Origin of the sequence: Bacillus sp. V3-13, assembly GCF_002860165.1 — a bacterium.
Classification (GTDB): Bacteria; Bacillota; Bacilli; order Bacillales; family Cytobacillaceae; genus Bacillus_BJ.
This window is the reverse complement of record NZ_PGUZ01000032.1, coordinates 39,016-53,122: the sequence shown is the minus strand read 5'-3', so window position 1 is coordinate 53,122 and position 14,107 is coordinate 39,016. Positions and strand designations below refer to the sequence as shown.

Genomic DNA, 14,107 nt, shown 5'->3' with positions numbered 1-14,107 from the left:
AGGACGTGGCGCTCTTAGTCGGCCAGCGCTTGTCGGGGCTGACCAAGGCGCTTGCGCTTTTCTAATATGTTGTTTGAAAACGGTTCAATAATTCGATAAAATGACAGAGCAGCATAAAATAAAAACGGTTATTTTTTAGAAAATTCAATATTTTTTGTTACGTTTTTGCAACAACCGATGAAATTGACTGCAAAATAAGGTAAAATAAAGAGAAGGCAGTCTTCTTTTGGAAAGGAAGAATTGTTTTGGACATTGAAAAATTAATTGGAGAAGCAAAAAAAGCAAGAGAAAAAGCATATGTTCCCTACTCAAAATTCCAAGTGGGAGCAGCCCTTCTAACAAATGATGGCAAGGTTTACCATGGCTGCAATATTGAAAATGCCGCCTACAGCATGTGTAATTGTGCAGAGAGGACAGCTTTGTTTAAAGCGTATTCAGAAGGTGACCGCGTATTTACGGCTATGGCTGTTATTGCTGATACGAAAGGGCCGGTCTCGCCTTGCGGAGCCTGCCGGCAAGTTATTTCAGAGCTTTGCCCGAGGGATATGAAGGTTATCTTAACCAATCTAAACGGAGTAACCCGGGAGTTTACTGTTGAACAATTATTGCCGGGAGCATTTTCACCGGAGGACTTACATGAGTAATACGACAGAAACGCCAAAGCACAAATCCGGTTTTATTTCGATTATTGGCCGGCCCAATGTTGGCAAATCAACCTTTCTTAACAGGGTGATCGGCCAGAAAATCGCGATTATGAGCGATAAGCCGCAAACGACACGCAACAAGGTCCATGGAGTCCTTACGCAAAACGATGCACAGCTCATCTTTATCGATACACCGGGAATCCATAAGCCAAAGCATAAACTGGGCGACTTTATGATGAAGGTGGCAATTAACACACTAAAAGAAGTTGATCTTGTTCTTTTCATGGTGAATGCCGAAGAAGGATTCGGAAAAGGTGAGGAGTTTATTTTAGAAAAGTTTGAGTCAGTCCGAACACCTATTTTCCTTGTCATTAACAAAATTGATCAAATTCATCCCGATCAATTGCTGACCGTCATTGAATCCTATAAGGAAAAGCATGACTTTAAGGAAATTGTTCCTATTTCCGCACTCGAAGGAAACAATGTTGATGCATTGCTGGAGCAGATCAAAAAATATCTTCCCGAGGGCCCGCAGTATTATCCGGCTGACCAGGTAACAGACCATCCGGAGAGATTTATCGTATCCGAGCTCATCCGTGAAAAGGCTCTGCACTTAACAAGGGAAGAGGTTCCCCACTCCCTTGCCGTGGTAATGGATAAAATGGAACGTCGCGAAGACAGCGACGTCATCCATGTGATGGCAACAATTATTGTTGAACGCGATTCGCAAAAAGGGATCATTATTGGCAAGCAAGGAAAAATGCTCAAGGAAATCGGACAAAGAGCAAGGATCGATATTGAAAATCTCCTCGGCTCCAAGGTTTTTCTGGAGCTTTGGGTAAAAGTCCAGAAGGATTGGCGCAATAAAATGAACCAGCTCCGCGACTATGGTTTCCGCGAAGATGAATATTAAAAGGGTCGGGTAACTTAAGGGCTATCTTCGCCCTAACTAAGTTATTATTGAAGCTTCAAGTTTATGCATGTAACAGATTAACAAATTTTTCGTCTCATGATTTTTGAGTGACAGGCTATGATAAATGTAAAGGAATTGGGACCAGAAGTGCTAGTGAATAATCGAAAGGTGGGGGTTTTCGATGTTGGATTTTACCTGGAAGGTTTTTTCGCAGACAGGTAATATTGACACATATCTTCTCTTTAAGGAATTGGAGAAGGACACACAAGAAATACCCGGAAGTCAAGAAGTTGAGCTAGCAGAGGTAGATTTTCCCATCTCATAGGTTTGTCTAATGTAATGGATGGTGGCAGCTATGCTTCAAAAGTGCGAAGGCATTGTCATTAAAGCTACAGACTATGGTGAAACGAATAAAATTGTCACTTTATATACACGTGAATGGGGAAAGGTTGGTGTGATGGCTAGGGGAGCTAAAAAGACAAACAGCCGGCTCTCCGCAATCACCCAGCTTTTTACATATGGTTATTTTTTAATCCAAAAAGGAAGCGGTCTTGGCAATCTCCAGCAAGGGGAGCTTGTTTCCTCGATGCGGTCGATCCGCGAAGACATTTTTTTAACCGCCTACGCGAGTTATATTGTTGACCTGACAGATAAAAGCACGGATGAAAAGAAACCCAATCCTTATCTTTTTGAACTGCTTTACCAGACGCTGCAATACATGAATGAAGGATACGACCTTGAGATATTGACGAACATTTATGAAATGAAAATGCTGGGTGTCCTTGGTCTCCATCCTGTATTAAACCAATGCTCTGTGTGCGGAAGTACCGACGGGCATTTTTCTTTTTCCATCAAAGAAGGCGGGCTTATTTGCCATCGCTGTGAGCATCAAGATCCATACCGCTATCAAATAGCTCCTGCGACGGTAAAGCTGCTCCGCCTCTTCCAGGCTTTTGACCTTTCGCGGCTCGGGAATATCTCGGTCAAACAAGAAACGAAGGATGAGCTGAAAAAAGTGATATCGGCCTATTACGAAGAATACTCGGGGCTTCATTTAAAAACAAAAAAGTTCCTGGACCAAATCGATAAAATGCGTGATATGCTATCATAATATTGACAAACAGATTGGTTATTGCTAATATTCAAATTAAAATTAATAGGTTGCGGTGAAGGAAAAGAGTACCCAGCTCACCTCTATAAAAGCGATTCCGGGATGGTGCAAGCCGGAAAATAGAAAGCTCGGGGAAAGGCGTTCCGGAGCAACATTTTGCTTTTTGCAAAAATGAAGGCGGCTGCCGCGACGGCAGCAAATAGGGTGGAACCGCGGGTAACTCTCGTCCCTATGCGTAATGCATAGGAACGGGAGTTTTTTGTGCTTTCATTTCCTTATGTATTACATGTTAATCCCTGGCCACTGTGATATGAGTCACCTGAATGTGCAGTGTCCTGAATGTGGAAAATACGAAAATTTTAAAAGAAAGAGGTGGTCATGTGAACATTCAAAACATGATTTTGACATTGCAAAAGCATTGGTCCGGCCAAGGCTGTATTTTGATGCAGGCTTATGATGTCGAAAAAGGGGCGGGAACGATGAGCCCTTACACATTCCTGAGAGCGATCGGGCCTGAGCCGTGGAATGTCGCTTATGTAGAACCATCACGGCGTCCCGCTGACGGCCGCTACGGAGAGAATCCAAACCGTCTATACCAGCATCACCAATTCCAGGTTATTATGAAGCCTTCTCCCGACAATATTCAGGAACTATACCTTGACTCACTGAAGGCGCTGGGCATTGACCCGCTCGAGCACGATATCCGTTTTGTTGAAGATAACTGGGAAAATCCTTCACTCGGCTGTGCCGGACTAGGCTGGGAGGTTTGGCTTGACGGGATGGAAATCACGCAGTTTACCTACTTCCAGCAAGTCGGCGGATTGGAGTGCAAACCTGTCTCTGTTGAAATTACTTATGGAATCGAAAGGCTCGCTTCCTACATTCAGGATAAGGAAAATGTCTTTGATCTTGAGTGGACGGAAGGCTTTACCGTGCGCGACATTTTCCTTCAGCCCGAATACGAGCATTCAAAGTATACGTTTGAGACGTCCGATCCTGACATGCTCTTCAACCTTTTCAATATTTATGAAAAAGAAGCGCACCGGCAAATGGACGAAGGGCTTGTCCACCCTGCTTATGACTATGTGCTAAAATGCTCCCACGTGTTTAATATCCTTGATGCGCGCGGCGCGATTTCGGTAACAGAAAGGACCGGCTATATTGCCCGCTGCCGGAATCTGGCGCGGAACATCGCGAAAACATTTTATGAAGAACGGGAGAAGCTCGGCTTCCCGATATTAGCTCAGAAACGGGGTGAAAAAAGTGAATAAACGTGATTTATTGCTGGAAATCGGCCTTGAAGAACTGCCTGCCAGGGTGATTACAGACTCGGTAAATCAGCTTTCCGAAAAGGTTCAATCATGGCTGGAAGAGAGAAAAATCAGCTTTGATACGGTAAATTCGTTTTCAACTCCGCGCCGCCTTGCTCTTTTAATCACGAATGTTGATGAAACACAGGAGGATATTCACGAAGAAGCAAAAGGGCCGGCAAAAAAGATTGCTGTCAACGATCAGGGGGAATGGACGAAAGCAGCGGAAGGATTTTCACGCGGCCAGGGCAAAAGCGTTGATGATCTTTATTTTAAAGAGATTAACGGTGTCGAGTATGTTCACGTCAAAAAGTTCACGAAAGGCGAAAAAACAGCTGCCTTGCTTCCTGAATTAAAACAGGTGGTTACGAGTCTGACATTTCCAAAAAACATGCGCTGGGCAAACGAAGATTTAAAATATGTCAGGCCGATAAAATGGATTGTCGTCTTGTATGGCAACGAAGTGATTCCAATGACGATTGCGCGTGTAGTCTCAGGGAACAAAACGTACGGACATCGCTTTCTCGGCAAAGAGATTAGCCTTTCATCCCCTGATGAATATACGAAAGCGCTGCTCAGCCAGTTTGTAATCGCCGATGCAGCTGAAAGAAAACAGGCGATCATCACCCAAATCAGCCGGATTGCAGAGGAAAAGCAGTGGACGATTCCGATTGATGAAGAGTTGTTGGAAGAGGTTAATAACCTTGTTGAGTATCCGACAGCATTATTTGGCCAGTTTGAGCAGAGCTTTCTCGAACTTCCCGAAGAGGTGTTAATTACATCCATGAAGGAGCACCAGCGCTATTTTCCGGTAAAATCGCAGAGCGGTAACCTTCTTCCCTACTTCGTGACGGTCCGGAACGGGGATCATCAGCATCTTGAGAAGGTTGCAAAAGGAAACGAAAAGGTTCTGCGGGCCAGGCTGGCGGATGCAGCGTTCTTTTTCAGGGAGGATCAAAAGCTCAAGATTGAAACAGCGCTGCAAAAGCTTGATTCGATCGTTTATCACGAAGAAATAGGCACTCTTGCCAGCAAAGTCAGCAGAGCCAGAGAGCTTGTGAACCGGCTGGCAGACTTGCTTGGCTTTACTGAGCGTGAGCGCGAGGCAGCCGACAGGGCGGCACAAATTTGCAAGTTTGACCTGGTCACGCAAATGGTCTATGAATTTCCCGAACTGCAAGGGACGATGGGTGAAAAATATGCATTGCAGCAAGGTGAGGCACCTGAGGTTGCCGCAGCCGTTAATGAGCATTACATGCCCCGCAATGCTGAAGACCGCACTCCTGCTGCAAATGTCAGTGCAGTGCTTGCGGTTGCGGATAAGCTTGATACAATCGTTTCATTCTTTAGCATCGGCAAATTGCCTACCGGTTCCCAGGATCCATATGCGCTGAGGCGGCAGGCAACGGGCATCATCCAAACGCTGATCAACAAAGGCTGGCGGGTTCCTTTCGAGCAATTCCTTATTGAGGCGCTTCAGCTCATCATGAAAGAAAATATTTCGGCCAAGGAAAGAGAAAGCTTATTCACCGAGCTTGTCCAATTTTTCAAGCTGCGCATTAAACATCTGCTCCAGGAACGGGGCATTCGTTACGATTTAATTGAAGCAGTGCTTGGCGGGCGAATTGGCGCTCCGGCGTCACTCGTAAAAAAAGCTGAAATTCTTGACCGGAAAAAGGATGAACCCGGCTTTAAAGAAAGCATGGAGGCCCTTAGCCGTGTTTTGAATATCGCCGGCAAAGCTAATGCTGATGGTGAAATTCATCGCGAGCTGTTTGAAAATGAATACGAAAAAACGTTGTTCCAAAGCTATTTAACGGCGTCAGAACAAATGGACTCAAACGAGGGAGATGAAGAAGCATTCGAAGTGCTTGTTTCTTTAAGGGATCCGATTAACGATTATTTTGACCATACAATGGTTATGGCGGATGACCCGTCCCTTCGTGCAAACCGCTTGGCTTTGATGGGCAAACTGGCCCGGCTTATCAACAATTTTGCGAAAATGAATGAAATCATCGTAAAATAGATTTCCAAAAGCCTGTCCTGTTCGACAGGCTTTTCAACTTTTGATCATAATCATTCTTCCTATTTTCGATAAATGGTATATAATATTTCTATAAAAGTATGTCATTATCGGCTTGGACATAAATGAAAAGCGTTCCAGTCCAGCAGCAAGTATTTAAGAAGAACGGCTATTTTACAGGGATGCTAGGCGGTGAGAACAATCGAACTAACGAAACGGCAAGAATTAATATTGGAAATTGTGAAAGAAAATGGCCCGATCACAGGCGAGCATATTGCCGAACAATTAAATCTGACGAGAGCGACCTTGAGGCCCGATCTCGCCATTTTAACGATGGCAGGATTTTTGGATGCCCGGCCAAGAGTGGGTTATTTTTATACGGGAAAATCGGGGACGCAGCTGCTCACTGAAAACCTCAAAAAACTTTACGTCAAGGATTACCAGTCGATTCCGGTTGTCGTCAATGAAAATGTTTCCGTTTATGATGCGATTTGTACGATGTTCCTTGAAGATGTCGGAACGTTGTTTGTTGTCGATGAACGGTCGGTTTTAATGGGTGTCTTATCAAGAAAGGACTTGCTCAGGGCCAGTATTGGCAAGCAGGAGCTTACGAGCATACCGGTCCATATCATCATGACGAGGATGCCAAACATTACGATGTGTCATAAAGAGGACCTTTTGATCGACATTGCTAAAATTCTGATAGATAAACAAATTGATGCTTTGCCGGTCGTGAAAGAAACCGAACAGGGATTTGAAGTAACCGGACGGATTACGAAAACGAATATTACAAAAGCGTTCGTTTCGCTTGCTCATGATTGACAAAGGGGAGATTTAGGAAATGGGTAATTTGCCGATTATTTACGTCGTATCCGATTCCGTTGGAGAAACGGCCGAGCTCGTTACTAAAGCGGCAATCAGCCAATTCAACGGCAGCGACGTTACAATAAAACGTTTTCCATATGTGGAAGAGAAAACGAATATTGATGAAGTGATTACATTGGCGAAAACCAATCATGGAATGATTGCCTATACACTCGTCAAACCTGAGATGAGGGCATATATGCAGGAGGCCTCGGTGAAAGAGGGCATCTACGCATTCGATATTATCGGTCCGCTGATGGACCGCATCCAGCAAATTTGCGGGGAAACACCTTTATACGAGCCCGGCCTTGTCCGCAAGCTTGATGAGGAATACTTTAAAAAGGTTGAGGCGATCGAATTTGCCGTAAAATATGATGACGGCAGGGATCCGCGTGGAATTTTAAAAGCAGACATTGTTCTGGTCGGTGTGTCGAGGACTTCAAAAACACCACTGTCCCAGTACTTGGCGCTTAAACGGCTTAAGGTCGCCAACGTCCCGATTGTTCCTGAGGTAGATCCTCCGGAAGAGCTTTTTTATGTCTCCCCGGAAAAGTGCTTCGGTTTAAAAATTAGACCCGAGAATTTGAACAATATTCGCAGGGAGCGACTGCGCTCACTCGGATTAAATGATAAAGCCAGCTATGCGAATATTGAACGGATTAAAGAAGAACTGGTCTACTTTGACAAAATCGTGCATAAAATAGGCTGTCCGATCATTGACGTCACAAACAAAGCGGTAGAAGAGACGGCAAATATCATCCTTAATCTTTTTCAAAAGAGAAATTCTGTGAATTAGCACTTATTTTTGATAGGTGCTTTTCTTGTGGTTACCGATACACAATTTTTTCACATCTATTTTTTAAGCAATATTAATGGAAAAATGAACATTTCTATACTATAATAAAAAATTGTGATAAAAATACACATGATTAGGTTTAGACTTCAATCTGAACGAATAAACTATTTATTGTCAGATGTCAAGAAAACCAGCCAAAAAATATTCGACATATTTCCAATTCAGAAAGTTGTTCAAAGAAAGAAGGAATATCCGGGGGGATGTAGAATTACTAGTAAAATGGGCATTCCAGATTTATTTGTGGATGCAGATTCGTGTCCTGTTCAAAAGGAAATTGTCGAAATTGCAGCTTCTTTCTCAGTCGAGCCTATTTTTATCGCTTCTTATAACCATGTCAAACGGAACGATGGCGAAGCGGTCTGGAAGTACGTTGATGCAGGAAAGGAAGCTGTAGATTTGTACATCATGAATCATGTGAAAAAGGGTGATATTACGGTGACCCAGGATATCGGTCTCGCCTCGACCCTGCTCGGTATCGGGGTTTATGTATTATCTCCACGGGGAACTTTATTTGAAGAAAAGGACATTGATACAGCTCTTGATTTGCGGTATCTTTCCGCCAAAGCGCGCAGGCGCGGTATTTATGGAAAAGGTCCCAAGCCTTACACGGACAGGGACAGGTCAAGATTTGTCAATAAGCTGACAAACATTTTGTCGAAATTTGCAGGGATTCGTTGATTTTTCCAGAATATCTAAATAGTTAAACGGAGATGCACTCAACATGGCAGAACGAATTGCCGAAGAAAAATTAAATGAGATACGGCAAGCGATTGATATTGTTGATGTCATAAGCGATTATGTTCAGCTGAAAAAGCAGGGACGCAATTATTTCGGCTTATGTCCTTTTCATGGAGAGAATAGCCCTTCATTTTCCGTTTCGCCTGATAAACAAATATACCATTGCTTTGGGTGCGGGGCTGGCGGAAATGCCTATTCATTTCTGATGGAGGCAGAAGGTTTGACGTTTATGGAGGCTGCGATTAAACTCGCTGATAGAGCGAATATCGATCTTCAGCTGGATCTTTCTGCAGTGGCAGCAGGGAAACCGGTTTCGAAAGAGAACCAACAAATGATCGAGGCCCATGAACTGTTACGGAAATTTTATCATCATTTGCTTGTAAACACAAAAGACGGTCAGCATGCGCTTGAGTACTTGCTCGGCAGGGGATTTACGATGGAATCCATCAACAAATTCCAGGTTGGCTATGCGCTTGGCACATGGGATTTTGTCTATAAGTTTTTGGCGAAAAGAGGTTTCTCCACCTCATTGATGGAGAAAGCCGGCTTAATCATCAAAAGGGAAAAGGATGGAAGCTTTTTTGACCGTTTTCGGGACAGAATTATGTTCCCGATACTGGATAAAAGCGGAAATACGATTGCTTTTTCCGGGAGATCATTGGGGGCCGATGAGCCTAAATATTTGAATAGTCCCGAGACGGCAATCTTTAATAAAAGCAAAATTTTATATAATTTTCACCTGGCCCGCCCGAGTATTCGGAAGCTTCAGCAAGCCGTTCTGTTTGAAGGGTTCGCTGATGTAATAGCTGCAGACCGGTCAGGCGTCGAAAATGGAATAGCGACCATGGGTACAGCGCTCACTGATGAGCATATTGCCCTTATAAAGCGGAACGTCCAGTCGGTTATCATCTGTTATGATGCCGATAATGCAGGAGTAGAAGCTGCTTTTCGGGCAGCAACCGCCCTGTTCCAGGCAGGATGCTACATAAGAGTAGCACAGATGCCTGACGGTATGGACCCTGATGACTATATCAAGAAATTTGGTCCTGATAAATTTCGCAATGATGTAATAGGGGCCAGCATTCCTTTCATGTCTTTTAAGCTTCTGTATTATCGGAGAGGGAAAAACCTTCAAGATGAAGGAGATCGGCTCCAGTATATCGAAGAAGTATTAAAGGAAATCAGCCGCCTCGACAAAGCAGTCGAGAAGGATCATTATTTACGCCAGCTTGCATCGGAGTTCTCATTGTCCCTCGATGCGTTAAAGCAGGAGCAGCAGCAGTATACCCGTGCTGAAAACCGCAAAAAAACAAGCAAGAGCGCTGAAAGGCCCGCGAAAACATGGGCAGGGGCAATGAAAGCCGATCAATTGAAGCCTGCTTATCATACTGCTGAAAGAAGGCTGATTGCCCATATGCTCAGAAGCAGTGATGTCGCTTATAAAGTGCAGGAGCTGCTTGCAGGTAATTCATTTAATATTGATGAACATCAGGCAATTATTACGTATTTATTTGGCTATTACGAGGACGGGAGAGCTCCTGATCCAAGCGCATTTTTAAATTATCTTCAAGATCCCAGGCTGAAAAGGCTTGTTGCGGACATTGAAATGATGTCTATCAATGAAGAGATCAGTCAGCAGGAAATGTCCGATTATATCAAACAGGTGTTGAATTATCAAAAGATGTTAATGATAAAAGAAAAAGAGGCAGAAGAAAAGGAAGCAGACCGCCAAAAAGATTTTGCAAGAGCAGCCGCTATCGCGATGGAAATTATCCAGTTGCGAAAGTCGTTATAGATCCGAATAGTGTAGGTAAGTGTTTGGTGATTTTGGAAGGAGGGGGACATATGGCTGAAAAGTCAGCCCGTTCGAAAGAGGTCGAGTCAGATATGACCCTGGAACAAGTAAAAGAGCAGTTAACTGAAGTTGGAAAAAAAACCGGTGTATTAGCTTATGATGATATAGCGGAAAGATTGGCAAACTTTGAACTTGATTCAGATCAAATGGATGAGTTCTATGAATTCCTTGGTTTGCAGGGAGTTGAACTGGTCGGGGACAGTGAAGATGCCGACCCGAATATACAGCAACTGGCAAAAGGTGATGAGGAATTTGATTTAAATGACCTCAGCGTACCTCCGGGTGTGAAGATCAATGATCCTGTCCGCATGTATTTAAAAGAAATTGGCCGTGTTGATCTGCTTTCTGCCGAAGAGGAAATCTCTCTTGCAGAGCGAATCGAGCAGGGTGATGAGGAAGCGAAACGGCGCCTTGCTGAAGCTAATCTCCGCCTTGTAGTCAGTATTGCCAAGCGTTATGTCGGCAGGGGAATGCTATTCCTCGACTTGATTCAAGAAGGGAATATGGGTTTAATTAAGGCTGTTGAAAAATTCGATTACCGAAAAGGTTTTAAATTCAGCACTTATGCCACATGGTGGATTCGCCAGGCGATCACGCGCGCCATTGCAGACCAGGCAAGAACGATCCGTATTCCGGTTCATATGGTTGAAACGATCAATAAACTGATCCGGGTCCAGCGCCAGTTGCTTCAGGACCTTGGCCGAGAACCAACACCGGAAGAAATTGCGGAGGATATGGATCTCACTCCGGATAAAGTCCGGGAGATTTTAAAAATCGCCCAGGAACCTGTTTCGCTTGAAACACCAATCGGCGAAGAAGATGATTCACATCTTGGTGATTTTATTGAAGATCAGGATGCGACATCCCCTTCAGAGCATGCTGCTTACGAGCTCCTCAAAGAGCAGCTCGAGGACGTGCTGGATACATTGACAGACCGGGAAGAAAATGTACTGCGCCTCCGCTTTGGGCTTGATGACGGACGCACCCGGACACTCGAAGAAGTCGGGAAAGTGTTTGGCGTCACCCGCGAACGGATCCGCCAGATTGAAGCCAAGGCGCTGCGAAAACTTCGCCATCCATCCCGCAGCAAAAGGCTGAAGGATTTCCTGGAATAATCCATCTAAAAAATATGATTGTCACAAAGTAGTTTACTTCTTACAATGGAAGTAAACTATTTTTTTTTACCATGTTTCCAGTTTTCAACTGGAGCAGATGTTAGGAAGTGTACAATAAATGAATCAAAATCGTAAAAGTACGATTATTAAAGAGATTTTGTATTGGAAGGAAAACAGGCTGCTTCCCGAGCAATACTGCAACTACCTTTTGGCGCTATATACGGAAGGGAATCGCCCGGTCGAAAAACATAAACAGAGAATCGCTTCATTCAAAAACCGTTTTCCAAGCGTTGCTATTTTCCTTCTCATTCCAATTTTTATATTTGTCATTTATTTTACTGAATTGTCTTTCATTTTGCAAATGGCTCTTGGCGGAGTTTTTATCATCGCCGGTTTGTTTGCTGCTTACTATTTTTCCAGAAAAGGGATTTCATTTCAAGTGCCCTTAATTGTTTCGGCCCTGATTTTTCTTTTATTGTCTGTGGAGGGGGCCTCCGTGCTGGCGCCAAACCATGACGGGATTCTCTATACCATTTGTTCGGCAAACTGTCTGCTCTGGATTTTGATTGGCTGGAAATTAAAACTTCTTTATTTTAAACTGTCCGGCATTATTGGAACGGCGATCATCATTATTTCTATTTTTATATAATAATTTATTTTAAAAATTTTAAAATGTTGTGAAAATTCATATTTCCCTTTTATAATAAGAGTGATGAAAGCGCATTCAAAAATGGCGAGGGGGAAGTTCAATGAATTTTGATTTAACTTCAGAACAGGAAATGATCCGCAAAACAATCCGGGAATTCGCAGATGAAGAAGTGGCTCCCGGCGCTCTTGAGCGGGACCGTAATAAACAATTTCCGGCATCCGTTTTTAAAAAGCTGGCCGGCATGGGGATGATGGGTTTGCCCTTTCCTGAAGAGTATGGCGGAGGAGGCGCAGATACGGTCAGTTTCGCGATTGTAACCGAGGAGCTGAGCCGCGCCTGCGCTTCAACGGGAATTACGTATTCGGCGCATATATCGCTTGGAGGGGCACCAATATACTTATTCGGCACAGAGGAACAAAAACAAAAATACCTGGTTCCTATCTGCACGGGGGAAACTTTGGGGGCATTTGGCTTAACAGAACCGAATGCAGGATCCGATGCTGGGGGAACGAGAACAACGGCAGTTGAAAAAGATGGGGAATTTGTGATCAACGGCAACAAATGCTATATTACCAATGCCAGCTATGCCAGGCACCTTGCATTAACGGCTGTGACGGGTGAACAGGACGGACAAAAAGAAATCAGTGCGATTATTGTGCCGACAGATGCGCCAGGTTTTAAAGTGATCGACAATTATGAGAAGATGGGCTTGCACGCATCGAATACAACAGAACTGGTCCTGGAAGATGTGCGCGTTCCGACTGAGCACTTGCTCGGCAAAAGAGGGGAAGGATTCAAACAATTCTTAATCACTCTTGACGGCGGGCGGATTGGGATCGGGGCTATGGCGGTTGGAATCGCCCAGGCAGCTTACGATAAAGCTCTTCAATATGCCCATGAGCGCAAGCAGTTTGGCCGCTCCCTGTCAGCCTTTCAGGCGATCCAGTTTAAACTGGCGGATATGGCCATGAAAATCGAGCTTGCCCGCAATATGGTGTACAAAGCGGCCTGGCTGAAGGACAAAGGAAGGCCGTTCACGAAGGAAGCTTCGATGTGCAAGCTGTACGCTTCGGAAATCAGCATGGAAGTAACCGATCAGGCCGTGCAAATACACGGCGGCTATGGCTATATGAAGGAATACCATGTTGAACGTTATATGCGTGATGCGAAGCTGACCGAAATCGGTGAAGGTACATCCGAAATCCAAAGGCTCGTAATTGCGAGAACAATCGGCTGTTGAAAGCGTCCAGGCAAATCTTTATCATCAATTTCAGCCTGTAGAGAAAAGTTTTTTCTACAGGCGTTTATTTTGTCCAATTTAAGAACATCAAGTGACAAAGTTTACATTAGGGCTTTTCCTCTCAGCAATTTTAAAGTAAAATAGAAATTGTTTGTATACGATAATATTAAACTGAGATGTTGTTACATAAGGGAGGTAAACTCATGAATCGTAACCCGCTTATTCCATTTGCTCTCATAGCGGTATTGGGGATTGGCTTAATGTTCTTTCTTTCAGTTAAAGGCCTTGGTGATGCTGAAGAAATGGCGAAAAAAGCTGAGGGCGGCGAAGAACAAGCAGAGACTGCTGCTGCAAGCCCTGAAGAAATCTATCAAAAAAGCTGTATTGGCTGCCATGGCGGCGACTATCAAGGTGGAGCAGGCCCTGCATTAAAGGGTGTAGGCGACAGACTGTCCCAGGAAGAGATTGCTGATATCGTAGTCAACGGTAAAGGCAATATGCCACCCGGCCTTGTTCCGCAAGACCAAGCAGCAGAAATGGCTGAATGGTTGGCAGGTATAAAATAATATTATGAAAAAATCGGTCCTTTGCATCTGTAAAGGACTTTTTTTATACTTAAGGAGTAAATTTCACAATGTAATAAGCTGGACCGAAAAACGAATGAAGTTATCTAAGTAAACAGGAGTATGCCCCAGGAAACGGATACTACTATCTTAATTTTATATAACTGTTCGTTTTTTAATTAAAGAATTGCTTTATGAAATTCATTCTTAAAAAAAACTATTATTA

General features: G+C 43.9%; 14 protein-coding genes and 1 other annotated feature. All 14 genes read left to right on the top strand.

Annotation, left to right across the window (positions count from 1 at the left end; genetic code table 11):
* Positions 1 to 245: 245 nt before the first annotated feature.
* Positions 246 to 644, top strand: coding sequence for a cytidine deaminase (locus CU633_RS13070; protein WP_101661033.1), 399 nt, complete (start codon positions 246 to 248; stop codon positions 642 to 644).
* Positions 637 to 1,557, top strand: a complete 921-nt coding sequence (gene era / locus CU633_RS13065; RefSeq protein ID WP_101661032.1) for a GTPase Era — start codon at positions 637 to 639, stop codon at positions 1,555 to 1,557. Before CU633_RS13070 ends, era begins: the two co-directional genes overlap by 8 nt.
* A 181-nt stretch (positions 1,558 to 1,738) precedes the next feature.
* Complete coding sequence (locus CU633_RS13060; RefSeq protein WP_101575572.1) at positions 1,739 to 1,882, top strand: YqzL family protein; 144 nt, start codon at positions 1,739 to 1,741, stop codon at positions 1,880 to 1,882.
* Between the two features lie 30 nt (positions 1,883 to 1,912).
* Positions 1,913 to 2,668 carry a DNA repair protein RecO gene (gene recO, locus CU633_RS13055; RefSeq protein ID WP_101661031.1) on the top strand — a complete coding sequence of 252 codons (756 nt, stop codon included), beginning with the start codon at positions 1,913 to 1,915 and terminating at the stop codon, positions 2,666 to 2,668.
* 46 nt (positions 2,669 to 2,714) lie between these two features.
* Positions 2,715 to 2,902, top strand: a binding site (T-box leader).
* Between the two features lie 146 nt (positions 2,903 to 3,048).
* Positions 3,049 to 3,939 (top strand): glycine--tRNA ligase subunit alpha, encoded by an 891-nt coding sequence (gene glyQ / locus CU633_RS13050; protein ID WP_101661038.1) that lies wholly within the window; start codon positions 3,049 to 3,051, stop codon positions 3,937 to 3,939.
* Positions 3,932 to 6,004 carry a glycine--tRNA ligase subunit beta gene (glyS, locus tag CU633_RS13045; protein ID WP_101661037.1) on the top strand — a complete coding sequence of 691 codons (2,073 nt, stop codon included), beginning with the start codon at positions 3,932 to 3,934 and terminating at the stop codon, positions 6,002 to 6,004. The genes glyQ and glyS overlap by 8 nt, the downstream gene beginning before the upstream one ends.
* 189 nt (positions 6,005 to 6,193) lie before the next feature.
* Complete coding sequence (locus CU633_RS13040) at positions 6,194 to 6,823, top strand: helix-turn-helix transcriptional regulator (RefSeq protein ID WP_101661030.1); 630 nt, start codon at positions 6,194 to 6,196, stop codon at positions 6,821 to 6,823.
* A gap of 19 nt (positions 6,824 to 6,842) precedes the next feature.
* A complete protein-coding gene (locus tag CU633_RS13035) occupies positions 6,843 to 7,661 on the top strand; it encodes a pyruvate, water dikinase regulatory protein (protein WP_101661029.1) in 819 nt (272 codons plus the stop codon).
* A 279-nt stretch (positions 7,662 to 7,940) separates the two neighbouring features.
* Positions 7,941 to 8,399: a YaiI/YqxD family protein gene (locus CU633_RS13030; RefSeq protein ID WP_101661028.1), complete on the top strand. Its 459-nt coding sequence runs from the start codon at positions 7,941 to 7,943 to the stop codon at positions 8,397 to 8,399.
* A gap of 43 nt (positions 8,400 to 8,442) precedes the next feature.
* Complete coding sequence (gene dnaG, locus CU633_RS13025) at positions 8,443 to 10,254, top strand: DNA primase (RefSeq protein WP_101661027.1); 1,812 nt, start codon at positions 8,443 to 8,445, stop codon at positions 10,252 to 10,254.
* A gap of 50 nt (positions 10,255 to 10,304) precedes the next feature.
* Positions 10,305 to 11,429 carry an RNA polymerase sigma factor RpoD gene (gene rpoD, locus CU633_RS13020; protein WP_101661026.1) on the top strand — a complete coding sequence of 375 codons (1,125 nt, stop codon included), beginning with the start codon at positions 10,305 to 10,307 and terminating at the stop codon, positions 11,427 to 11,429.
* A gap of 118 nt (positions 11,430 to 11,547) precedes the next feature.
* Entirely contained in the window at positions 11,548 to 12,078 is a 531-nt protein-coding gene (locus CU633_RS13015; RefSeq protein WP_101661025.1) for a hypothetical protein, read from the top strand.
* Positions 12,079 to 12,178: 100 nt separating this feature from the next.
* On the top strand, positions 12,179 to 13,318 hold the full coding sequence (locus CU633_RS13010; protein ID WP_101661024.1) for an acyl-CoA dehydrogenase: 1,140 nt from the start codon (positions 12,179 to 12,181) through the stop codon (positions 13,316 to 13,318).
* A gap of 203 nt (positions 13,319 to 13,521) precedes the next feature.
* The gene (gene cccA / locus CU633_RS13005) at positions 13,522 to 13,884 is read left to right on the top strand and encodes a cytochrome c550 (RefSeq protein WP_101661023.1); all 363 of its coding nucleotides are present in this window, start codon (positions 13,522 to 13,524) and stop codon (positions 13,882 to 13,884) included.
* Positions 13,885 to 14,107: the final 223 nt, after the last annotated feature.

What these genes read in the sequence shown, in the direction of transcription:
- CU633_RS13060 (WP_101575572.1), top strand. Translation starts at nt 1,739, where the DNA reads ATGTTGGATTTTACCTGGAAGGTTTTTTCGCAGACAGGTAATATTGAC.
- CU633_RS13030 (WP_101661028.1), top strand. Translation starts at nt 7,941, where the DNA reads ATGGGCATTCCAGATTTATTTGTGGATGCAGATTCGTGTCCTGTTCAA.
- recO (WP_101661031.1), top strand. Translation starts at nt 1,913, where the DNA reads ATGCTTCAAAAGTGCGAAGGCATTGTCATTAAAGCTACAGACTATGGT.
- era (WP_101661032.1), top strand. Translation starts at nt 637, where the DNA reads ATGAGTAATACGACAGAAACGCCAAAGCACAAATCCGGTTTTATTTCG.
- rpoD (WP_101661026.1), top strand. Translation starts at nt 10,305, where the DNA reads ATGGCTGAAAAGTCAGCCCGTTCGAAAGAGGTCGAGTCAGATATGACC.
- CU633_RS13015 (WP_101661025.1), top strand. Translation starts at nt 11,548, where the DNA reads ATGAATCAAAATCGTAAAAGTACGATTATTAAAGAGATTTTGTATTGG.
- cccA (WP_101661023.1), top strand. Translation starts at nt 13,522, where the DNA reads ATGAATCGTAACCCGCTTATTCCATTTGCTCTCATAGCGGTATTGGGG.
- CU633_RS13035 (WP_101661029.1), top strand. Translation starts at nt 6,843, where the DNA reads ATGGGTAATTTGCCGATTATTTACGTCGTATCCGATTCCGTTGGAGAA.
- CU633_RS13010 (WP_101661024.1), top strand. Translation starts at nt 12,179, where the DNA reads ATGAATTTTGATTTAACTTCAGAACAGGAAATGATCCGCAAAACAATC.
- dnaG (WP_101661027.1), top strand. Translation starts at nt 8,443, where the DNA reads ATGGCAGAACGAATTGCCGAAGAAAAATTAAATGAGATACGGCAAGCG.